The organism is Kribbella sp. NPDC050459, assembly GCF_040655315.1.
GTDB lineage: Bacteria > Actinomycetota > Actinomycetes > Propionibacteriales > Kribbellaceae > Kribbella.
Genome location: NZ_JBFAJQ010000016.1, coordinates 1 through 21765, shown reverse-complemented (window position 1 = coordinate 21765; position 21765 = coordinate 1). Strand labels below are relative to the sequence as shown.

Below are 21765 nucleotides of genomic sequence, written 5' to 3'. Positions count from 1 at the left end.
CTCTAGCGAGGCCAGGTGCCGGTGCCGGACTCCTACAGATCCCTCGTCATCCGCCGCTTCTGCCGAAGACCTCGAGCTCCCACAGCGAGTAGCCGTACGACGTGCCCCGGGCGGTCCCGTACACGCGGAGGTACCGGCCCTGACCGGTCAGGTTCGCCCACTCGTCCGTGCCGCCGTTCCCCGCGGTCTCGGTGGCCAGCCTCGTCCAGGTGGAACCGTCGGCGGACATCTCGACCCGGTAGGCCTTCGCGTACGCCGCCTCCCAGCTGAGCCGGACCTTCGACACCGTCGCACCCGCTCCGAGGTCCACCCGGATCCACTGCGGATCGGATCCTTCGGCGCTCGCCCACCGCGTGGACGTGTTGCCGTCCACGGCGCGGCCGGCGATCAGGGTCGAGTCCTCGACGGACGACGCCGTCGCCGGCCGGCTCTTCGAGATCAGCGCGTCGGTCGGCTCCGGATCGGTGCCGGGGTCGGGATCGGAGTCGATCCGGAACGGCTCGCCGTACACCGCCCAGCTCAGCGGCGTGTTCAAGTCGAGGTTGCCGTTGTCGAGGAAGACCCGCTGCGCCGTGTCGACCCGGCTGGTGTCCTCGTGCGCGGCTTCCTTCTTCATCTCCACGACGCGCGCGTCGAGGAAGGCGTTCAGGTACTCGACCTCGTCGCCGCCGTCGGCCGGGGTGTAGGCATGCGCCCGGGCGTCGGCGCGGATGCTCTGCAGACCTTCCTCGCCGTGCATGACGATCGCGTCGTAGTAGGCGAACTGGCCGAGGGTCCGCAGCCCGTCGCCCTTCGCCTGCGCGACCGCCGGGTCGAAGTAGACCCGGTCGCGCTCGTGTTCCTGCGCGGCCTGGAACTGCGGCGTCGCGGCCGCCTCCTTCCAGGCGCCGGTGAAGCCGGGGTCGAGGCCCTCGTGCGAGTCGCTGCCGTCGACCTCCCGGAGCGCGGGCAGGTACTCGGCGAGCGGGTTGTCCGGGACCTGATCGGTGTAGTACTCGACGAGCTCGAGCATGTCGTGCGTTCCCGAGCAGAAGCCGATGATGCCGGCGGTATAGCCGCGGCCGTCGTCGATGTCCTCGATGTAGCCGAACTGGTCCCGCCAGTTCAGCGACGAGTTCTCCGCCGAGGACACGATCTGCTGGGCGATCTCCTTCTTCACCGGGTCGTCCAGATCCGCCGCCTCGGCCGCGTGACCGGCACCGAGGAACACGGTGGCCGGCACGGCGGCCAGTATCAGTGCCGCGGACCATCTCGAGAACCACTTCACCGCGCGTTGACGCATGCTCTTCTCCTTCTTCCGGGTGGGCTGAGCCCAGTCAGGGAGGTGCGCTCAAACTGTTAGGAAAGTTTCCTAATCGTGCATTGATAGCGCGCCGACCCGCCCTCCCGCAAGAGGAAGAACCGCACTTTACGACAAAATCGTCACCAAAAACTACAAATCTGCCGCATACGCCTCGAACTCGTACAGCGAGTAGCCGTACTGCGTGGCCCGGTCGACGCCCTGGAGACGCACATAGCGGGCGCTCGCGTCGAGCCAGACCGTGTCGGTTCCGCCGTCGCCGTCGGTCACCTCGGCCGCGGTCGTCCACGTGCTCGCGTCGTCCGAAACCTGGATCCGGTACGCCGTGCCGTACGCCGCCTCCCAGCGCAGCACGAGCTTGCCGAGCCGCGTCGTCGTCCCGAGGTCGACCTGGAACCACGAGGCGTCGTCGTAGCCGGACGCCCAGCGCGTGGCGGCGTCGCCGTCGACGGCGAGGTCCGCGGTGAACGACGTACCGGGCTCGATGCTCGAGGCAACGACCGGGCGATGCAGCGCCACGTTGACACTGCCGGTGCGCGGCCGCACCGCGACGCGCAGCACCGCCTCGAAGGTCGTCGTACCGACGGTGAACCGCACCGGGATGTCCACGTCCGCAAGGGCTGCGCCGGCGGGCGGCGTCACCTTGACCGTCACGGACCGGGTGAAGCCGCGCTTGACCGCGACCGCCGTACTGGCCGGGTCGACGGTCCAGCCGGCCGGCGCGGCGACGGTGAGGGTGCCGCTCACATCGACGCCGCGACCGGCCGAGATGTCCACCGCCAAGCTCGACACCTCACCGCGGATCACGTCGGCCCGGTGCTCGTCGACACGCACCGCGGCGAGCGGAGTGTCCGCCCACAGCGGCACGATTTCGGCCACGGCCGGCGTACCGCTCTTCCAGACCAGGCGCACCGCCTCGGCTGTCAGGTCGTTCACCGGCACCTCGGCGTACGCCGACGCGACGGAACCGACCTTCTGCCAGGCGCCGCCGACCTGGACCTCGACGTCCGCGGATCCGACGGCCGACGACCGCTGGAGAACGGTGAGACCCGCCAGTTCCCGGGGAGCCGACAGGCCGACGGTCAGCGCATCACCGGCCGCGGGCGCCGCGACCGGCACGTACGCGGTCTCCAGACTCCCGTCCACGGCGGACCGGTACGACGACCCGGGCGCGGGGGCCGGCGTACCAGCGGCGGTCAGCGTCGTCTGCCGTCCACCGATCGTCTCGACCGAGAACTCGCGCACCACCAGCCAGAAGTCGCTCGCCGACAACGAGCGGTAACGGACGTAGCGTGCTGTTGTCCCGGCCGGGGCCGTGGTTCGTACTTCGGCCGTCGTCGCGCGGGTCAACTCCGTCCACCGCGTGCCGTCGAGCGAGTACTCCAACGCTCCCGAGTGGATGTAGTCGTTGGGACTCGACGACTTGCCCGTCAGGAGCGCGATCGCGCCGATCGTCGCGGGCGCGCCCAGGTCGACGCGGATCTCGGAGCCCGGGGCCGGGGCGCCGCTGCTCCAGAAGAACGTGTTCAGGTCTCCGTCGACCATCCGGGCCGGCACGTTGTCCTGGTACGTGCCCAGGTTCGTGGTCGCCGTCCGGCCGGGCTGTACGCCGAGCCAGCGGTCGTGGACCCGGCCGGTCTCGGCGATCAGCTCGTCGACCACCCGCTCGCCGATCCGCGGATAGGTACCGCTGTGCGGCAGGCGGCTGTCGCGGATCGCCTTCGCCTCGGTGACGAGACCGCTCATCTGCTGCCGCGCTGTCCACGCCGCCGCCCCGTCGCCGGCGTCCAGGGCCGCGAGCAGACCGAGTGCGCGCTGCATCGCCTGTCCCCACAGTTCCGTTGCCTTCAGCCACGATTCGGCCTCGGCGGCGAACGCCGGTTCGGCGACACCGGACCGGATCCTGGCCGGAGCCGCGACGACGGCGTCCACCTTCGGCCGGAGGGCGGCGATCGCCTGAGCCCGCTGCCCGGACCGCCACAGCTGCCAGAACTGCTCGACCGCGGCCCCGAACACCGGCGCACTCTCCGGATGCAGCGTGCCGTCGTACGTGTTGAGGTCGGCGAACACCTGCAGCGCGGCGATCGTCGCCGGGTCGTTGTCCGCGCGCTCGGCCAGGGCGCGGCGATGCGACGCCTGCTCGTCGTACGTCGCCGGGTTCCAGCCGAGCTCGGCGAACGAGTACAACGCGATCTTGCTGACCGCGGCCTGGTTCATCGGGTTCGAGATGACGCCCGCGACGTGATCGGCGATGGCCGGCTCCCGGCCGCTGTACGGCGCCAGCAGCAGCCGCCCGGCGGCGTAGTCGTTGACCGGGTAGTTGTCCCAGATCAGGATGTCGTGGCCGAACACCGCCTTCGCCTGGGCCGCCTGCGCCGCCGTGATCGTCCGCGGCACGACGCCGATGCCGGTCCAGTGCACGACGACATCGGTGTCGAGCTGCTCCCGCAACGCCTTCTTGTACGGCGTTTCGCTGACGTTGTAGTACTCGGTCGGGACCATCTGCAACGGTGCGACGTCCGGCTTGGTCTCCACCCATTCGCGCTGCACCCGGTTCAGCAGCTCGCTCTGCGCCCGGCCCGCGGCGCCGCCCCCGGTGCCGTACTTCGCCGTGTCCGCCTCACAGTGCCAGGTGTTGTAGTCGATGTCGTCGAGCGGCACGTTGAACGACCTCGCGCCCACGTCGTACAGCGCCTGGAACTTCGCGATCAGCGCCTGGAAGTCGGCGTCCGAGGTGTAGCAGATCGACAGGCCCGGCGAGAGCGCGAAGGTGAAGTCGACCTTGTTCTGCCGCGCGCGGGTGACGAGCTCGGCAAGCTGCGCGAGCTTGTCCGCCGGGTACGGGTCGCGCCACTGTTCCCGGTGGTACGGGTCGTCCTTCGGTGCGTACTCGTAGGTGTTCATGCGATGCTCACCGAGGTAGCTGAGCTCGTCCAGCCGGTCCGCGTGCGACCAGGGCGTGCCGTAGAAGCCTTCGATCGCGCCGCGGTAGCGCATCGTCGGCCAGTCCCGGATCGCCACGCCGGGCATCCAGTCGGCGCCGGGACGGGCCTGGATCAGCTGTGCGAGGGACTGGGCGGCGTAGTACGTGCCGTCGGCGTCGACGCCGTCGAGCACGACATGCCCGCGGTCGTCCCCGTCGCGGCCGGCCGCGAGCACATACCCCTCGACGGGCAGTCCGGTGCTGTCCGGCACGCGCAGGGCGCTGAGCACCGACGCGTCACGGCCCAGCCAGATCGTCACCGGCGTCCGCGGATCGGCGCCGTCCGTGGTCCGGACAGTCGTCACACCGGCCCGGCTCAGGGCCTGGCGGACGACGCGCTCGGCATCGGCATCGGTCCGTGCGGTACGGACCAGACCGACCACCGGCGTGATCGGAAACCCGTCGCCGCGCGGCACGACCTGTTGCGGCTGCGGAGAAACCACAGGAACCGCGGCCGGGGCGGCACCGGCCGACTGCGGCACGAGCACGAGCGGGACAACCAGAGCGAACACACTGACGGCAGACCGGAGCAGGCGCATGAGTCTCCTCGGACAGGCGGGCCTCTAGTTAGCCAGTGCGCAGAACTGCTCGTCAAGGGTTCAACCTAGTCACCTTCAGGCATTGTTGTGCCGGAGCGGGGAAGGCTCCGAAGACGAGGGTGAGCTCGGTCTAAGCTGGCTCGATCATGGGGCCCTCGGACGGTGGCGACCAGTCTCGCCTGCGGCAGTTGAACGAGCGGGCAGTGCTGGCGTCGGTGCGGGGTGCCGGGGAGTTGCGGGTCGCTCAGATCGTGGAGCGCAGCGGGCTCGGCCGGACCGCGGTCGAAGAGGTGCTGGCGAGCCTCGTGGCGCGGCGGTGGCTGGTCGAGGAGAGTCCGGCGATCCGCGGCCGTGGCCGACCAGCGCGCAGCTACCGGTTCCGCGCGGAGGCGGGGTACGTCGCCGGCCTCGACATCGGCGCGTTCTCGATCCGTGCGGTGCTGACCGATCTCGACGGACGGATGCTCGCGGACGTACGGCGCTCCGTCACGCCGCAGACACCACGGAAGAAACGCTTGGCCGCGGCCGACCAGGTGATCGCCGACTGCGCGCGCGAAGCCGGCGTTCCGGTCTCGCGGGTGTGGGCGGTCGGCGTCGGCACCACCGGCCTGGTGGACCCGGCCGGTACCGTCGTCCGGGCCAACGCGATCCCGGACTGGGCCGGCACCGACCTCGCCGGCCACTTCCCGGCGCAACTCGTTGTCGTCGACAACGACAGCCAGCTCGCGGCGCTGGCCGAGCTGCGTCGCGGAGGCGCGCAGCACGCGTCGGACATGGTGTTCCTGCACGCAGGACGCCGTACCGGCTTGGCGCTGGTGCTCGACGGGCAGCTGCGACGCGGCGCGTACGGCGCAGCGGCCGACATGTCCGCGCTACGCGGCGTCGCCTGGGAGGCCGCGCTCGAGCACCTGCACACCGTCGTACCGGCGGAGGTTCCCACGGTGGACAAGGCGGAGCGCGCGTTCGCCGCCGCCCGCGACGGGAACAGCGCCGCGCGGGCGGCCGTCCGGAAGTACGCCCGCGCGATGGCGGTGGCCGCCGCGACGGCGATCGCGATCGTCGACCCGCGGCTGCTCGTACTCGGTGGGGCGTTCTCGCAGGCGGCCGACGTCCTCATGGAGCCGCTCACCGCCGAGCTCGAGCGGATCTGTCCACGGGTCCCCGAGCTGCACGCGTCGTCGCTCGGCGCGCTGTGCGTCGCGCTCGGCGCCGCCAGCCTCGCGCAGGACGCGATCGACGCCCGGCTGCTGACTGCCGGCCGCGGTCCGCTCCCCCGATTGTCCGCGCGCAGCATCTGACGAGCACGTTGGCCGATTGTTCATCGGGCCGTTGACGCATGTCCGGTCCGGCAGCTAATAATGTCGCAAACAGGCGATAATTGCGCACTAACGCGCACCCTCCCGCCAGGAAGCAGGTTTGCCGTGAACAGTCGGATCCGCCGCCGGACGTTCCTCACCGCCACCGGCGCGATCGCCACCGCCACCGCGGTCGGTGACGTCGCCTACGCCACGCCGCACGCGCTCGACGACACCTCGGAGTACATCGACGTGCAACTGCTGAACATCACCGACTTCCACGGCTACCTGCAGCCGACGACGCCCAGCCAGGGCAGCGTGATCACCGGCGCCGGCGGCGTCCCGGTCACCGTCGGCGGCGCCGGGTACCTCGCGACGCACCTGAAGCGGCTCCGCGAGGGCCAACCGAACTCGATCTTCTTCTCCTCCGGCGACAACTTCAACGGCTGGCCGTTCGAGGTCGACGCGCACGCGAACGAGCCGACCATCGAGGCGCTGAACGCGATGGGCCTGCAGTTCAGCACGGTCGGCAACCACGAGCTCGACCACTCGGTCGAGTTCCTCGTCGACCACATGGAGCGCGGCAAGCCGTACCCGGTCAGCGGGCGCGACGACAACTTCGTCGACTCGACCGGGCAGCGCTTCCAGGGCGCGAACTTCCGCTTCTACACCGCGAACATCGTGCATGCGGACACCGGCAAGACGATCGTCCCGCCGTACAACATCGAGTGGGTCGACGCGGGGCACGGCCGGAAGCTGCCGATCGCGTTCATCCATCTGACCCTGGTGGGCAGCGAGGTCGGCTCCACGTCGTACCAGCCCGGGCTGCGGTCGCTGTCCGACCTCGAGCAGGCGAACAAGCTGGCCGCCCAGCTCAAGAAGCGCGGGGTCAACGCGATCGTCATCAACATCCACGACGGCGGCGTCGCCGGCAACGACTACAACGCGGGCACGAACCCGTCGGGGCCGGTGTTCCAGCTCGCCGCGAACGCGTCGGCGGACATCTGCGCGATCGTCACCGGCCACTGGCACTGCCGGTTCAACATGATGGTCCCGGACCCGAACGGCGTACCGCGGCCGGTCGTCGAGGCCGGCAACCACGGGTCGCTGATCAACGAGATCAACCTCAAGCTGGACCCGCGCACCGGCGAGGTGATCCGCGAGCTCACCCGCTCGACGAACCACGCGAACTCCCGCGACGTACCGCTCGACGAGGAGCTGCAGTACATCGCCGACTACTGGACCGCCCAGGGCAAGAAGCGGTACGCGACGCCGCTGGCCCGGGTCACCGCCGACTTCACCCGGACGCCGAACACATCGGGCGAGAGCACGATGGGCAACCTGGCCGCGGACTTCGCCTACTGGGACGCGAACCAGCACCGCGACGGCCGCGCCGACCTGGCCCTGATCTCGGTCAAGCCGGTCTCCGGATCGAACGCGGTGACCGGCGACCTGCTGTTCACCAAGGGCACCAATGCGTCCGACGAGGACGGCACGGTGCTGTTCGGCGAGGCCTGGGGCGCCTTCGGGTACGGCAACCCGATCCTCACCGTGACACTGCCGGGCACCCAGTTGCACGCCGCCTTCGAGGCCCAGTGGGTGCCGCAGGCCGACGGGACCGAGAAGTTCGCGCCGTTCGCGGTGTCGCACAACGTCAGCTACAGCTACGACAAGACCAAGCCGATCGGTCAGCGCGTCGACCCCGCCACCGTGCTGATCGACGGGACGCCGCTCGATCTGAACCGCGACTACCGGGTCGCCGCCTTGGCCTACACGCTGATCGGCGGCGACGGGACCACGGTCTTCAAGGGCTTCACCGACCCGGTCCGCAACGACCGCGACCACGAAGGCTTCATCTCCTACCTTCGCGCCCACCCGGTGCTCACGCCCGCACCGCTCGGCCGCGCGGTTCCGGTGAGCTAGGCTGCTGTCCGAGATGATCTGAAACTCGGATGATACGAGAGCGGAAGTATGCCGAAGCGCAGTGCCGAGATCCGGACCGCGTTGCGGGACCTGCGGGTCCAGCTCGCGCTGCTGAACCATCATGTCGGCTACCAGCTGTCGCTGAAGGACGCCGAGCTGGACTGCCTGGACGTCCTCGCCCGGGACGGGGCGCTCACCCCGAGCGTCCTGGCCCGGCGCTCCGGGATCCACCCGGCCACGATGACCGGCATCCTGGACCGGCTCGAGCGCGGCGGCTGGATCGTCCGCGACCGTGACCAGGCCGACCGCCGGCGGGTGACGGTCAGCGTCGTGAAGGCCCGCGCGGCCGAGGTCTACCAGCTGTACCGCGGGATGAACAGCGCGGTCGACCGGATCTGCGCCGGGTACTCCGAGGACGAGCTCGACCTGATCGCCGGCTTCCTGCGCCGCTGCGCGGAAGCCGGCGAGACGTCCACCGCGAAGCTCGCGGCTACCTGACACCACCGAACACACCGCCGAAGACAGCGGCGTGGTCGGCAACCCACTGCGCGAAGGTCCGGGCCGGACGGCCGAGGACGCGCCGCACCTCGTCGGTGACCTCGGCCGGTTGCCCGGCGCCGCGCTCGTACCGGTTCATCAACGCGGTGACGAACTCCTCGCGCAGACCGTTCGCGACCATTCCCTGTACGGCCGCCTGCGCCGGAACTTCCTGGAAGACGAGCGACCGGCCGAGCACCTCCGCGAGCACAGCGACCTGCTGCTCGTGCGTCAGTGACTGCGGCCCCGTCACGCGGAGCCGGCGACCGGTGAGGTCCGCGTTCGTCAGCGCCTCGACGATCACCTCGACCAGGTCGGCCTCGTGGATCAGCGCCTCCGCGAAGTCGCCGTACGGCGCCCGGACGACGGCACCGTCGCGGACCTGCGCGCCGAACATCCCGATGACGTTGGTCGCGAACGAACTCGACCGTACGGCGACCCACGGCAGGCCGCTCGCGACGACGGCCTCCTCGACTTCCTTGTTGCGGTCGCCGTTCAGCCGCGAGGGCTGGTACGCCGGGTCGTCGTCGACGTTGATCGCCGACAGCACCACGACGCGTCGTACGCCTGCCTCACCGGCCAGCGCCAGGAGCTTGCCGGCATTGTCACCCACCGCGCGCGGATGCACGAACAGCGCGTCGGCTCCGTCCAGCACCGGCAGCAGCTTCGCGGGTTCGGCGAGGTCCGCGGTGAATCCCGCAACCCCTGTGGGCCAGGTCGCCGACGACCGCGCGACCGCGCGGATCTCGACCTCGCACTCCCTCAGCAGGCCGACCAGCAGCCTGCCCACCAGACCGGTCGCGCCGGTCACCACGATCTTCATGCTCCGCTCCTCTGTCTTGGTCGTTTGAGATTCATATTATCTAAGACTCAAACTACTCCTCGAGATTGGAAGCGCTCTCGGAGGCGGGAACTGAGGTTGTGTGCAGTTTCCGGTGACCAGTCACAGGCTGTTGACGACCGGCGGCTGGTCCGACACGATCGGGAACGGCACGAAAACTGGAAGCGCTCCCGGAGTACCCGCCCCCATCTCGAGACAGGAGCAGCACATGCGATGGATCCTCAGAGGCCTGGTCGCGGCCGGCCTCGCCCTCGCCGCGGTCGTCCCGGCCCACCAGGGCGCCGGCGCCGCCACCACCGGCAACCCCGTCCAGCTGACCAGCGGCTTCTACGTCGACCCGAACTCGAACCCGGCCGTCTGGGTCCGCAACAACTCCGGCGACAGCCGCCGGACCGCGATCCAGAACTCGATCGCGTCCAAGCCGATGGCGCGCTGGTTCGGCAACTGGAGCAACCCGATCGGCACGGCGGTCGGCAGCTTCGTCGGGGCCGCGGACGCCGCCGACCAGCTGCCCGTGCTGGTCGCGTACAACATCCCCGGCCGGGACGCGTGCGGCGGCCACTCGGGCGGCGGCGCGGGCACACCGGCGGCGTACCGCACCTGGATCCACGACTTCGCCGTTGCCATCGGCAACCGCCCGGCGGTGGTCGTGATCGAGCCCGACGCGCTCGGTGACTTCAACTGCATGAACGCGGACCAGATCGCCGAGCGCAACGGCATGCTCAGCTACGCCGTCCAGCAGTTCAAGGATCTGGCCCCGAGCGCGTGGGCGTACCTGGACGGCGGCAACGCCGGGTGGGTGGCCGCCGATGTGATGGCGCAGCGGCTGAACGGCGCGGGCCTGGCGAACGCGCACGGCTTCGCGCTCAACGTCTCGAACTACTACACCACCGCGCAGACGGTGAGCTACGGCAACGCGGTCAACAGCCACCTGTCGGCGGCGAAGCCGTTCGTCGTCGACACCAGCCGGAACGGCAACGGCGCGGGCAGCGACTGGTGCAACCCGCCCGGCCGCAAGCTCGGCGTCACCGCCCAGACCGGCGGCGGAGCCGAGATGCTGTTGTGGATCAAGGTCCCCGGCGACTCCGACGGCGACTGCGGCATCGGCGCCGGCATCCCGGCCGGCACGTTCAGCCCCGATCTCGCCGTACACCTGATCAACGGAAACTAGCGGAAGGAGTCAACTACCTTCGGTCAGCCCGCAGACACGCTCTGAGGCTGTCACGTCTCGTAATCGCGGGTGTATGAATACGTGATGACGCCTGGGTCCGTGGAAGTGCGGCGGGACAGTGTCCGCAGCAGCGGGCTCGACGCGACGATGCAGTTGCTGAACCAGATCTACCCGAACCGGACGCGCTTGGTCGGGAGGAATCCGGACAGCGGCTCACTTGCGCTGAGCACGGCGGAGTGCGCGGGCGTCGGCGCTGACCGGTGCCGGATGCAGATGCGGTTCGACGCGGTCACCGACCCGTGGTGGGACCTCACCGCGATCTGCCTTGTGAAGGGCCGGCTGGGGATCGACGACCACACCCTCGTCGCGGGCGACAGCTTCCTCTACTCGATCAAGGACGGGACGCAGTTCCGGTCACAGCCGCTGGAGGGGGTCGTGATCCGCATCGGGCAGGAGGACGTCGCCCGCGCCGCGGCGCGCCACTTCGACGTCGTACCGAAGGACCTCTGGCCGGTCGGCGGCCGGCCGGTGTCGCGGGCGATGAACACCCATTGGCAGGTCCTCACCGGCTTCGTCCGGCGGACCCTGGCCGCGGCACCGTCGGTCGCCGAGCATCCGTTGGTCGCGGGCCAGCTGGTCGAGTACGTCGCCTCGTCGATGCTCGCGGCCTTCCCGAACGCCACGATGCAGCTCACGCACGTGGCGTCCCCAGGAGCGGTCGGTACGGCGACCCTGCGCCGCGCGGTCGCGTTCGTGGACGCCAACGCGGACCGGCCGATCACGATCGAGGACATCGCGTCGGCCGCTGGGACCGGCGCTCGCGCGCTGCAGTACGCCTTCCGCCGGCACCTCGGCTGCACGCCCCGCGACTACCTGCGCCGGGTGCGGCTGGAGCGCGCGCATCGCGAGCTTCAGGACGCGGGGCCCGGCGAGACGGTCGCCGGGATCGCGCTCCGCTGGGGATTCACGTCGACGGGGTGGTTCACCCGCCACTACCGGGAAACCTACGGGCGGTCCCCCGGGACGACGCTGCGCGAGAGCAGCTGACGGCGCGCGGTCAGCATGGTGGCGATCTCGTGCCGGTACACCGGCCGGGCCACGTCGCACGTGTGTGTGAGGCGACGACCGCGCAGCATCTGCTGAATGTCGTCGACCTCCGTCCCGAGCGCACTCGCCGCCGTCGACAAGGTCAGCCAGCCCCGGCGCAGCACCGCCAGCACCTCGACGTCGTTGCGCCGCAGCGGCAGCTCCCTGCCGTGTGCGGCCAGCAGTCCGGCCGTGATCAGCCGTCGTACGCCGGTCTGCCCGAGCCCGAGCATGGCGCCCGCTTCCGCGACCGACATCCACTGGTCGAGACCACACCGGACCACGTCCGACAGCAGCAGCCGGCGGTGCGTCCGGGAGCGGGCCGGCAGGTGCCCGGCCCGGACCAGCGCGGCGACTCGTTGCGGCGCCACCCCGAGCAGGACCGCGGCCTGCGCGGTCGTGATCAGCGGGTCGTCGACCATCACCGGCTCACCGAGCAACCCCTCCAGCCGGCCTCGATACTGCTGGGCCAGTCCGTCCATCACTGCCCTCCCCCAGGTTGCCGGCGGGACAGGGCGTCGACCCGACCCGTCGGCGTGCTGAGCCCGATTGACCCACGCCCTGATCCGGAGCGCCAGCACGGCCTTCGCCTCTCGGCGCGCGGCTTCGCATTCCGGCGTCGGCTGCGCCCACGGCAGACTCGGACCATGAACGAACCTCGTCGTACGGCCGGCCTCCGCGGACCGAGGCCCTGGGCAACCAACCCTGAGGCTGCGGGGTGGATCGCGCCGGGTGTGCGGGAGTCCGCGCTCGAGTTCCACCGGAGCATGCCCGGGTACGCCGTGACGCCGCTCGTCGAGGTGCCTGCCCTCGCCGGGTCGCTCGGGGTCGGGAGCCTCTGGGTGAAGGACGAGTCGAACCGGTTCGGACTGCCGGCGTTCAAGGTGCTCGGCGCTTCGTGGGCGGTCAACCGGGCGCTCGGCCCGGCGCGGACCTTCGCGGAACTGGCCGCGCTGGTCGCGGGCCGGCGGATCACGCTGGTGACCGCGACGGACGGCAACCACGGGCGGGCGCTCGCGTACCTCGCGCGGCTGCTCGGGCTGAGGTCGCGCATCTACATCCCAGCCGGGCTGCCGGCGGAGCCGGTGCAGGCGATCCGCGACGAGGGCGCGGACGTCGTGAGCACTGACCTGTCGTACGACGACGCCGTCCGTGCTGCCGCGGCGAGTGTCCACGCCGACGACGTACTCATCCAGGACACCGCCTGGCCCGGGTACGAGGACGTGCCGCGATCGATCGTCGCCGGGTACTCGACGCTCTTCGCGGAGCTCGACGAACAGCATCCGGCCGGTATCGGGCTCGTCGTGGTCCCGGCCGGCGTCGGCTCGCTGCTCCAATCCGCCATCGAGCACTACCGGACCCCAGGCCGCCGTACGTCGATCCTCGCCGCCGAGCCGGTCACCGCCGCCTGCGTCACCGAGTCCCTCGCCGCCGGGCACCCGGTCACCGTCGACACGTCCGCCCCGACGATCATGGCCGGCCTCAACTGCGGGACCGTCTCCACCATCGCCTGGCCCGCCATCCGGAACGGTCTCGACGCCGCCGTCGCCGTCACCGACGCCGAGACCCGCGCCGCCCAGGCCCTGCTGCACTCCCACCACGTCCACACCGGCCCCTGCGGCGCCGCCACTCTCGCCGCCCTCCAGGCAACCGAGCTGCGCCCGCCCACCGCCGTCATTCTCGTCAACACCGAACGATGAACCTCGGCTCCCGGGCCGGGACACATACCGGGTGAATGCGGACGATCCGGAGGTGGCGGTGGGCGACGAGGAGTTGTGGCGGCGGGGTGCGGGCGGGGAGCCGGAGGTGTTCGGCGTCCTGTTCGATCGGCATGCCACGGCCGTGTACAACTTCGTGTTCCGGCGGATCGGGTCGTGGAGTGATGCCGAGGACCTGACCTCGCTGGTGTTCCTGCACGCGTGGCGGCGGCGCAGCGAGGTTGTGCTGGTGCACGACTCGGCGTTGCCGTGGTTGTTGCGGACTGCCGACTTCGTGGTGCGCAACGAGCGGCGCCGGCAACGGTTCCGATGGCTCAACCTCAACCGGCAGGTACCGGCGACGGACGAGCCGGATCACGCCGACCGGGTGGCTGCCCGGATCGACGACGAGCGGGACGCACAGCGGTTGCGGGAGCTGCTGCGGACGTTGCCGCGGCACGAGCAGGAGATCGTCGAGCTGTGCTTCTGGAGCGGCCTCGACGCACAGTCCGCGGCCGTCGCACTCGACGTACCGCTCGGCACCGTGAAGTCCCGGCTGGCCCGGGCCCGCAAGCGCCTTCGCGATCTCAGCGTCGCCGTACCGTCGGAGTCCTTGGAGAACCTGTCATGAACGAGTTGCTCACCCGCCGGCCCGACCGGCCGCTGCCACCCGGGACGCACGAGCGGATGCGCGCCGACCTGCTGGCGGCGATCGAGTCCGAGCCCCCACGCCGGCGGATCCTGGCCCCGGCGCTCGCGGCCGCGGCGGTGCTCGCGGTGGTGGCCGGCCTCGCGCTCGGCGTCCGGGCGTTCCGCACCGAGGCCGCGCCGCCCGCGGGCGGGCCGCACGCCGTCAGGGCATTGACGGCCTCCGAGACCGACGCGCTGCGTTCCCAATGCCTGGCCGAGGCGAACCGGATCACGAGCAAGTCCCTGCCGCACCCGTTCACGGACTACAAGGTGGTGAAGGCCTTCGAGTTCACCGACGTGAAGGATCCGGACGTCGTCAGCACCTGGCTGATCGGCTCCGGCCTCCAGACGTATCCGACGATCGGCCGGCATCCGATGCCCGAGAGGAGCCATCCGGCGTACTGGCTGTGCAGTCGCACGGCCGGCGGCCTGATCAGTGAGCCCAGCATCCGGTTCTCACCGGGCGCCATCCTGAGCGGCGCGCCCGGGATGCGGATCGCGCGCAACGCGGGCGTTTACACGAGGACGGTCGCCCGGGTCACCGTGCAGCCGAAGGGGCAGCAGCCGGTCGAGGCGCTCCTGCAGGACGGGTTTTGGTTCGCGCCGACCGTCGGCCGCACCAACTGGGGCCCGTACGACGCCGACGACCCCGGCCGCGGGGACTTCGTGGTGCGCGGGTACGACGCCGCGGGCGGCCTGCTCTTCACCGACAGCGGGCCGAACCCGACCGCCGCCCCGATCACCTGTCCCTACATGAGCGTCACGCTGCCGAACGGCCGGAAGACGTTCACGCCGAGTCCGCCGGTGAAGCCGGAGTGTGTCGAGTACCGCTGGCCGTCCTGACCGTCGGTGATCGTAGCTGGGTCGTTTTCTGCAGATTTGATCAGATTCCTCTTGCCGAGGGCGATCCGCTCGGGGTGAGATTGGCAGATGACGGAAACGCGACCCGCCGACGCGGCGGAGGGGCGGGACTTCTCCTACCGCCCGTTCATCTGGCTGGCGGTCGCGACGTTCTCGATGGGCATCGACGGCTACGTGCTGGCCGGACTGCTGCCGCAGATCGCGGGCGACCTCGAGGTCACACCGGCGGCCGCGGGCCAGCTGATGTCGGTGTTCGCGTTCACCGCCGCGCTGGCGGGCCCCGTCCTCGGCACACTGACGTCGCGGTGGGAGCGCCGGACGACGATCGTGCTGTCGCTCGGGGTGTTCGTGCTCGGCAACCTGGTCGTCGGGCTCGCCGCGAACTACCCGATGGCGCTCGGCGGCCGGGTGCTGTCCGCGCTGGGCGGCAGTCTGCTGAACGCCGCGGTCACCGGCTACGTGATCGCGCTGACGCCGGTCCGGCACCACGGCAAGGCGTTGTCGTTCGTGCTCGGCGGCTGGATGACCGCGACCGCGCTCGGCGTACCGATCGGGCTGGTCCTCGGGCAGTCCAGCTGGCGGTTCCCGATGATCCTGGTCGCGGCCGTCGGCACCATCGCGCTGCTCGGCATCATGCTCCGGCTGCCCCAACTGCATCTGCCGGGCGGGACCCTGGTCGAGCGCCTCCGCCCGCTCGGGCAGCCGCGGCTGGTCGCCGGGCTGCTCGTCACCACCGGCATCCTGTGCAGCAGCTACGCCTGCTTCACGTACGCGACGCTGATCCTCGGCCCGCACTTCCACGCCGAGTGGGCGATCATCCTGATCATGTTCGGGTACGGCGTCTCGAGCATGGCCGGCAACGCGGTGACGGGCCGGCTGGTCGACAAGTTCACCGCGCTGCGGGTGCTGACCGTCGTACTCGTCGGGCTGCTGCTGAACGCCGTCCTGGGCATGATCGCGCTGATGTTCGCGCCGGCTGTCGTCGCGGCCGTCTGGGGGCTGATCTGGTTCTTCTCGGCCGGTGTCGGCAACGGCGGCGCGGCCGTGCCGCAGCAGGCCCGGCTGGCGCAGATGGCGCCGGACTCGGCCGCGATCGTGATGGCGCTCAACGGCAGCGCGATCTCGCTCGGATCGGCGCTCGGCAGCGGCCTGGGCGGTGTCGCACTGACCGCGGGCGCGGCGCCGAACGGCCTGCTCGGTGTCTCCGCCGTCGTACTGGCGCTCACCGTCGGACTGCATGCGCTCGTCACCCGTGCCTCCAAAGCCGCCGTCGGGTGACGGAGACGTGCGCCGCTGAAACGGATGCGGATCAGGAGTTCTCGTACCGGCCGTTGGCCTGGCTGGCGGTCGCGACCTTCTCGATGGGGATCGACGGCTACGTGCTGACCGGGTTGCTGCCGAGCATCGCCGAGGACCTGCACGTGAGTGTGGCGGCCGCGGGCCAGTTGATGTCCGCCTTCGCGCTGACCGCGGCATTCGCCGGGCCGGTGCTCGGAGCGCTGACCTCGCGGTGGGAGCGGCGGACGACGATCGCCGTCGCGCTGGCTGTGTTCGTGCTCGGCAACCTCGTCGTCGGGCTCGCGACGACGTACCCGATCGCGTTCGCCGGCCGGGTGCTGGCGGCGCTCGGCGCCTGCCTGCTCAACGCTGCCGTGAGCGGCTACGTGATCGCTGTGACGCCGGTCCGGCACCGCGGGAAGGCGTTGTCGTTCGTGCTCGGCGGGTTGCTGACCGCGACCGCCCTCGGCGTACCGTTCGGGCTGCTGATCGGGCAGTCCAGCTGGCGCTACCCGATGATCCTGGTCGCCGCGATGGGCGTCGTCGCGCTGGCCGGCATCCTGCGCGGCCTTCCCCGCCGGCAACTCCCGGCCGCGCGGCTCACCGACCAGCTTCGGCCGCTCGCCAGACCCCGGCTGGTCGGCGCGCTGCTCGTCACCACCGGCATCCTGACCGGCAGTTTCACCTGCTTCACGTACGCCGTCCTGATCCTCGGCCCGTCCTTCCCGGCCGGCTGGATGATCGTCGTGATCATGTTCGGGTACGGCGTCGCCAGTGCGCTGGGGAACGCCGTCACCGGCCGGCTGGCCGACCGCTTCGCCGCACCGCGCGTCCTCACCGTCGTCCTGGTCTTCCTGCTGCTGAACTCGATTCTCGGAATGGCCGGCCTGATGCTCACCTCGGCCGCCGCGCTCGCCGTCATCGCCGTGAGCTGGTTCTTCGCCCAGGGCATCGGCAACGGCGGCGCCGCCGTACCGCAGCAGGTCCGCCTCGCCGGCCTCGCGCCCGAGTCCCCGGCGATCCTGATGGCGCTGAACGGGAGCGCGATCTCGCTCGGGTCCGCGCTCGGCAGCGCCCTCGGCGGGCTCGCGCTCACGGCCGGGTCCGCACCGCACGATCTGCTCGGCATCGCGGCCGTCGTCCTCGCCGCCACGCTGGTACTGCAGCTGACGGTTTCCCGCGTGCCTAGGTCCTGACTGGTGGTCCAGCGCCGTAGCGAGGAGGTGCTCGGTGCGGTGCATCGGCGCGCGGGGGCGAAGGTCTCGATGCGGAGCATCGTGGCCTTTGCACTCGTGCGGCGAGGTGCCGTGCCGAGTGCCCCGCAGTAGGCGATGGACCACCAGACAGGGCCTACAATTCGGCCATGACCGGAAACCTGCGCATCGTGCTGGCGGCGACCCCGTCGTACCGGGAGATGGTGTTCGCGCCGTCGAGTATGGCGCGGCTGGAGGCGCTCGGGGAGGTTGTCGTCCTGGACGATCCGGGCGATGCGGACGCGTTGACGGCGGCGCTGCCCGGGGCCGACGTACTGATCACGTCGTGGGGTGCGACGCCGCTCACCGCGGCGGTGCTCGATCACGCAGAGCGGTTGCGGCTGATCGCGCACAGTGCGTCCTCGGTGAAGCATTTCGTCACCGAGGAGGTGTTCCGGCGCGGGCTGCGGATCACACAGGCGGGTCAGGCGATGGCGGAGCCGGTCGCCGAGGTGTCACTGGCGTTCACGTTGAGCATGCTGCACCGCCTCCAGCGGTTCGATCACCAGATGCACGCCGGTGCGTGGCGGAGCGCCGTACCTCCGCAGCACGGCCTGACGGCGTCGCGGATCGGCGTCGTCGGGGCGTCCCGGACCGGTGTCGAGTACATCCGGATGCTCGTCGCGCTGCAGACTCATGAGGTCGTCGTCCACGATCCCTATCTCACCGACGAGCGGGCGGCCGAACTCGGCGTACGTCGTACCGCGCTGGACGAACTGCTGCGCACCAGCCGGGTCGTCGCCCTGCACGCGCCGACCCTGCCCGAGACCCACCACATGATCGGCGCCCGCGAACTCGCACTGATGCCGGACGGCGCCGCGCTGATCAACACCGCCCGCTCCTGGCTGGTCGACACCGCCGCACTGCTCGAGGAACTCCGCACCGGACGGATCGACGCCGCCCTGGACGTCTTCGACGAGGAACCCCTCCCACCCGACAACCCGTTCCGCGGCCTACCCAACGTCCTCCTCACACCCCACCAGGCCGCCGCCACCGTCGAGTGCTACTTCGAGATGGGCGAAATCACCATCAACGAGATCGAACACTATGCATCCGGCCGCCCCCTCCAGTACGAGCTGACCCAGGCCGCCCTGGCCCGAATGGGCTAACCAGCAGCCCTCGCCAACACCACCTGCAACCCCCGCCGGTGCAGTCGCTCGAGCGGGTGGGCAGCCGTGGTCGCTGGCGCAGACGAACTGATCAGAGCCCGCCGCCGAGAGCCCGCCGGAGCGGCCCGCCGTGGCCGCGCTGGCGCGGAGGAGTTGATCAGCAGATCGCCGTCGAGGCCATGCGGAGGGCCTGGCGGTGGAGACCGTCGAGGTGGTGTGGGCCGCCTTTGCTGCGTTGGCGATCGCGAGAGAGATGTCGCAGAGGGTCCTCAAGAGAAGAAGAACAGAGAAGATAGAGCGGGAGTTGGGTGCGTGTCTGGGTTTGCCGGGCCAGTGACAGTCAGCGCAGGGAACAGGAATCGACCCACCGCGGCAGGAGACTTGGAGTTACCACGCTTCAGCAACTTCCTACAGGTGGGTCGAGGCGGTATCAGTCTCCACTCGGGCTCGATCGCGACGAGATCACCGGTTGGTCAGGCCGCCCTTCGAGCTCCTCGAAGCCCGGCGACGGGTTCTGGGCCGGCCAGCAGGTCGTGCTGGTACAGCCTCAGAAGGTCCTGGCAGCCAGCGTCACTCAGCCGAGGGTATCCAGAGGCGTCGCGGATCTACCGGTGATCATGCCGCGGCTCGACCAAGTGCTCTGCCAGCACGAACCCGAGTTGTCCAGCGTGTTCGCCAATCGCGACCTGCTGGTCGACGGGACCCTGGTACGACCGGGAACCGCGCAGACAGCCGGCGGCAGCGCGCCTGACGGCCTGCAATTCTTCTCCCGTGGCGGGTCGACCAGCCCGCCGGGCCCTGAGTCCTGAGGGCTGGTGGTGTTTGCTGGTGTGGGCCCACAAACAGCCCACAAAATAAGGGGAATCCGGCTCGGAAACTGTCGGTGGCGCCGTCTAGAGTCAGTGGCATGGAACTTCTAGGCGAGCGGCCAGTGTGGTCGATGAGTGGCAGCGAACTGCTGTCCACCCTCGACACCCTCGAAGCCGAGCTCGCCCGCCTGGAGGCCTACCGGCTGAGCGTGATCGCCGCCATCGAGTCCACCGGATACGCGCAGGAGCTCGGCGCCCGCGACACCGCCGAACTCCTGCGCTTCCGCTACCGCCTCGACCCACCGGCCGCCCGCCGCACCCTCCGCCTCGCCCAGACCGCCCCGCACTACCCGGCCGTAGCCACCGCCCTCGACCGCACCGCCTCGCCCGCCCCCGCCACGACCGCCGCACCCGACAGCGGATCCGGGGACGGCGTACCAGACGACAGCGGATCTGGCGACGGTGCTGGTGATGGCTGGCTGCTGCGGCCGGCGCAGGCGGCCGCGATCGTGTTCGGTCTCGACCGGGTCCGGTCGCGGGTCCCGGTGGAGCACCTGGACGCAGCCGCGGAACAGCTGGTCGGGCTGGCCGGTCACCTGTCGCCCGGCGAACTGCGCACCGCCGCCAAGGAGATCGCCGACCTACTGGACTCCGACGGCCCCGAACCCGAGGAACTGAAGGCGTATGAACGCGAGTCCCTGACGCTGTCGGCTGCCGACAACGGCGTGAAGTTCAAGGGGTTCCTGGCCAACGAGAACGCCGAACTCCTGCGCGCGGTCGTGCATGCCGGTGCCCGCCCGCACAAGACCGTGGACGGTGACCACGACCCGCGGCCGCGTGACAAGCGCCAGGCCGACGCGCTGTCGGATGCGTTGAGCATCGCCGCCGCCGTGTGGGCCACCACCGGCCCCACACCCGGCCCCACCACGGGCCCCACCACGGGCACCGAGAACGCCGCGAGCACCGCCGATACAGGGCACACCGCCGGCGCCGCGGGCACGGGCGGTCGGGTGGCCAGGTACGGCGCGAAGGCGAACATCACCGTCACGATCGACCTCGAAGTCCTCAGGTCCGCCACCGCGGACGCGATCGGCCACACGGTCTACAGCGACGGGCTGTCGGCCGGGACAATCCGGCGGCTGGCCTGTGACGCGAACATCATCCCGCTGGTGCTCGGCTCGAACTCCGAACCGCTCGACGTCGGGCGCCGCGTGCGGCTGGTCACCGGGGCGATGCGCCGCGCCCTGGACGCCCGCGACCGCGGCTGCGTGGTCTGCGGAGCCCCGCCAATCATGTGCGACGCCCACCACCTGATCTCCTGGATCGACGGCGGCGACACCAAGGTCGACAACCTGGCGCTGCTCTGCCGCCGCCACCACGTCGACCTGCACAGGGGCCGCTGGCACATCACCATCACCAACGGCATCGTCCACGTACGCCGCCCCAGCTGGGCCGAACCCGCACCCGCCCCCGCCGCAGCGCGACGCACCGCGCCTCCGCGCGCCCGGCCACCAGACAACGCGACAGGCTCACGGCAGTCCGAGCCCACCGAGCGCACCGAGCCCAGCGGCCCCAGCGGGGTCGCCGAGGCCGGCCTGCGGGTGTCCGAGGGCGTCGCGGTGGAGACCGTCGCCGACCGCTCGCGATGGCGGGCCGACGCGGCTGCCCTCCAGCAAGCGGCCGACTTCGCAGCCACCGGCTGAGACCAGAGAACACAACAACCTCCTGTCCGCAGGCAAGCGGGCAGGAGGCCGTTGTGCTGCGGCGGGGTCCGGAGACGGCGGAATCCTTCCAGCCGCCTCCGGCAGCGGGCGGCCCGTCTCGTCGCCACACCGAACAGGTGAGGGGTCCGCCCCGCTCGCGGACGGACCCGCCTCCACGTCGTGCCTCGCCGGCCACACCCGCACCCCCGAGTGTCCTGCCCGGCGTCTGTCCTCCACCGCTCGTAGCGAACCCCGAGCCGGCCGCCGCAAGTGCGGAACAGGGCTGCCACGAAGACGGACTTGGGCTGTCGACGAGGGCGGAACCGGGCTGCCCGCGGGGTCACGGTGGTGATGGAAGCGGCGCACGAGCAAGGAGGCGCTCAGGTCGCGCAGACAAACCTACGACTGACCGCCGACGCCGGCCACCACTCTCAATCTCCTGCCAATCTCTTGCCTGAAAGGCCAACACGAGCCTCTGAACTGGAGCCGGACGCCACGAAGACGGACTTGGGTTGTCGACGAGGGCGGAACCGGGCTGCCCGCAGGGTCAGGGAGCTGGTGGGGGCGGCGTACGAGCAGGTGGGCGCTCACATCGCGCAGACAAACCTACGACTGACCGCCGAAGCCGGCCACCACTCTCAACCTCCTGCCAATCTCTTGCCTGAAAGGCCAACACGAGCCTCTGAGCTG

The 21765-nt window shown here is 70.6% G+C and carries 17 protein-coding genes; 13 read left to right on the top strand and 4 right to left on the bottom strand.

Features of this window, described 5'->3' with window-relative positions; translation table 11 throughout:
• Positions 1-46: 46 nt before the first annotated feature.
• Together AB0I12_RS36100 and AB0I12_RS36095 are read right to left on the bottom strand one after the other, a co-directional pair.
• Positions 47-1282, bottom strand: coding sequence for a chitosanase (locus AB0I12_RS36100; RefSeq protein WP_359938798.1), 1236 nt, complete (start codon positions 1280-1282; stop codon positions 47-49).
• Between the two features lie 150 nt (positions 1283-1432).
• Complete coding sequence (locus AB0I12_RS36095; RefSeq protein ID WP_359938795.1) at positions 1433-4822, bottom strand: beta-N-acetylglucosaminidase domain-containing protein; 3390 nt, start codon at positions 4820-4822, stop codon at positions 1433-1435.
• A 146-nt stretch (positions 4823-4968) separates the two neighbouring features.
• On the opposite strand from AB0I12_RS36095, the gene AB0I12_RS36090 reads away from it, so the two are divergent.
• The 3 genes from AB0I12_RS36090 to AB0I12_RS36080 all read left to right on the top strand — a co-directional run bounded on the left by AB0I12_RS36090 (position 4969) and on the right by AB0I12_RS36080 (position 8538).
• Complete coding sequence (locus tag AB0I12_RS36090; RefSeq protein ID WP_359938793.1) at positions 4969-6120, top strand: ROK family protein; 1152 nt, start codon at positions 4969-4971, stop codon at positions 6118-6120.
• A gap of 123 nt (positions 6121-6243) precedes the next feature.
• Complete coding sequence (locus tag AB0I12_RS36085) at positions 6244-8040, top strand: bifunctional metallophosphatase/5'-nucleotidase (protein ID WP_359938790.1); 1797 nt, start codon at positions 6244-6246, stop codon at positions 8038-8040.
• Positions 8041-8088: 48 nt separating this feature from the next.
• Positions 8089-8538 (top strand): MarR family transcriptional regulator, encoded by a 450-nt coding sequence (locus tag AB0I12_RS36080; protein ID WP_359938787.1) that lies wholly within the window; start codon positions 8089-8091, stop codon positions 8536-8538.
• Here AB0I12_RS36080 and AB0I12_RS36075 read toward each other — a convergent pair.
• Positions 8531-9400 carry an NAD(P)H-binding protein gene (locus AB0I12_RS36075; RefSeq protein ID WP_359938784.1) on the bottom strand — a complete coding sequence of 290 codons (870 nt, stop codon included), beginning with the start codon at positions 9398-9400 and terminating at the stop codon, positions 8531-8533. The genes AB0I12_RS36080 and AB0I12_RS36075 overlap by 8 nt on opposite strands.
• 226 nt (positions 9401-9626) lie before the next feature.
• On the opposite strand from AB0I12_RS36075, the gene AB0I12_RS36070 reads away from it, so the two are divergent.
• Positions 9627-10589 carry a glycoside hydrolase family 6 protein gene (locus tag AB0I12_RS36070; protein ID WP_359938781.1) on the top strand — a complete coding sequence of 321 codons (963 nt, stop codon included), beginning with the start codon at positions 9627-9629 and terminating at the stop codon, positions 10587-10589.
• 84 nt (positions 10590-10673) lie between these two features.
• Positions 10674-11636 (top strand): helix-turn-helix transcriptional regulator, encoded by a 963-nt coding sequence (locus AB0I12_RS36065; protein WP_359938778.1) that lies wholly within the window; start codon positions 10674-10676, stop codon positions 11634-11636.
• Here the strand turns inward: AB0I12_RS36065 and AB0I12_RS36060 are convergent.
• On the bottom strand, positions 11594-12157 hold the full coding sequence (locus tag AB0I12_RS36060; RefSeq protein ID WP_359938775.1) for a helix-turn-helix domain-containing protein: 564 nt from the start codon (positions 12155-12157) through the stop codon (positions 11594-11596). The two genes, AB0I12_RS36065 and AB0I12_RS36060, sit on opposite strands and share 43 nt — an antisense overlap.
• Positions 12158-12322: 165 nt before the next feature.
• Here AB0I12_RS36060 and AB0I12_RS36055 point away from each other — a divergent pair, with 165 nt between their 5' ends.
• The 8 genes from AB0I12_RS36055 to AB0I12_RS36020 all read left to right on the top strand — a co-directional run bounded on the left by AB0I12_RS36055 (position 12323) and on the right by AB0I12_RS36020 (position 21075).
• On the top strand, positions 12323-13375 hold the full coding sequence (locus AB0I12_RS36055; RefSeq protein WP_359938772.1) for a pyridoxal-phosphate dependent enzyme: 1053 nt from the start codon (positions 12323-12325) through the stop codon (positions 13373-13375).
• Between the two features lie 31 nt (positions 13376-13406).
• Positions 13407-14003 carry a sigma-70 family RNA polymerase sigma factor gene (locus AB0I12_RS36050; protein WP_359938770.1) on the top strand — a complete coding sequence of 199 codons (597 nt, stop codon included), beginning with the start codon at positions 13407-13409 and terminating at the stop codon, positions 14001-14003.
• Complete coding sequence (locus AB0I12_RS36045) at positions 14000-14905, top strand: hypothetical protein (protein ID WP_359938767.1); 906 nt, start codon at positions 14000-14002, stop codon at positions 14903-14905. The genes AB0I12_RS36050 and AB0I12_RS36045 overlap by 4 nt, the downstream gene beginning before the upstream one ends.
• An 87-nt stretch (positions 14906-14992) precedes the next feature.
• On the top strand, positions 14993-16201 hold the full coding sequence (locus AB0I12_RS36040) for an MFS transporter (protein WP_359938764.1): 1209 nt from the start codon (positions 14993-14995) through the stop codon (positions 16199-16201).
• On the top strand, positions 16198-17397 hold the full coding sequence (locus AB0I12_RS36035; RefSeq protein ID WP_359938761.1) for an MFS transporter: 1200 nt from the start codon (positions 16198-16200) through the stop codon (positions 17395-17397). Before AB0I12_RS36040 ends, AB0I12_RS36035 begins: the two co-directional genes overlap by 4 nt.
• A gap of 167 nt (positions 17398-17564) precedes the next feature.
• On the top strand, positions 17565-18563 hold the full coding sequence (locus AB0I12_RS36030; protein ID WP_359938758.1) for a hydroxyacid dehydrogenase: 999 nt from the start codon (positions 17565-17567) through the stop codon (positions 18561-18563).
• A 611-nt stretch (positions 18564-19174) separates the two neighbouring features.
• Positions 19175-19372: a hypothetical protein gene (locus tag AB0I12_RS36025; RefSeq protein WP_359938755.1), complete on the top strand. Its 198-nt coding sequence runs from the start codon at positions 19175-19177 to the stop codon at positions 19370-19372.
• Between the two features lie 98 nt (positions 19373-19470).
• Positions 19471-21075, top strand: a complete 1605-nt coding sequence (locus AB0I12_RS36020; RefSeq protein WP_359938753.1) for a DUF222 domain-containing protein — start codon at positions 19471-19473, stop codon at positions 21073-21075.
• The last annotated feature ends 690 nt before the right edge of the window (positions 21076-21765 follow it).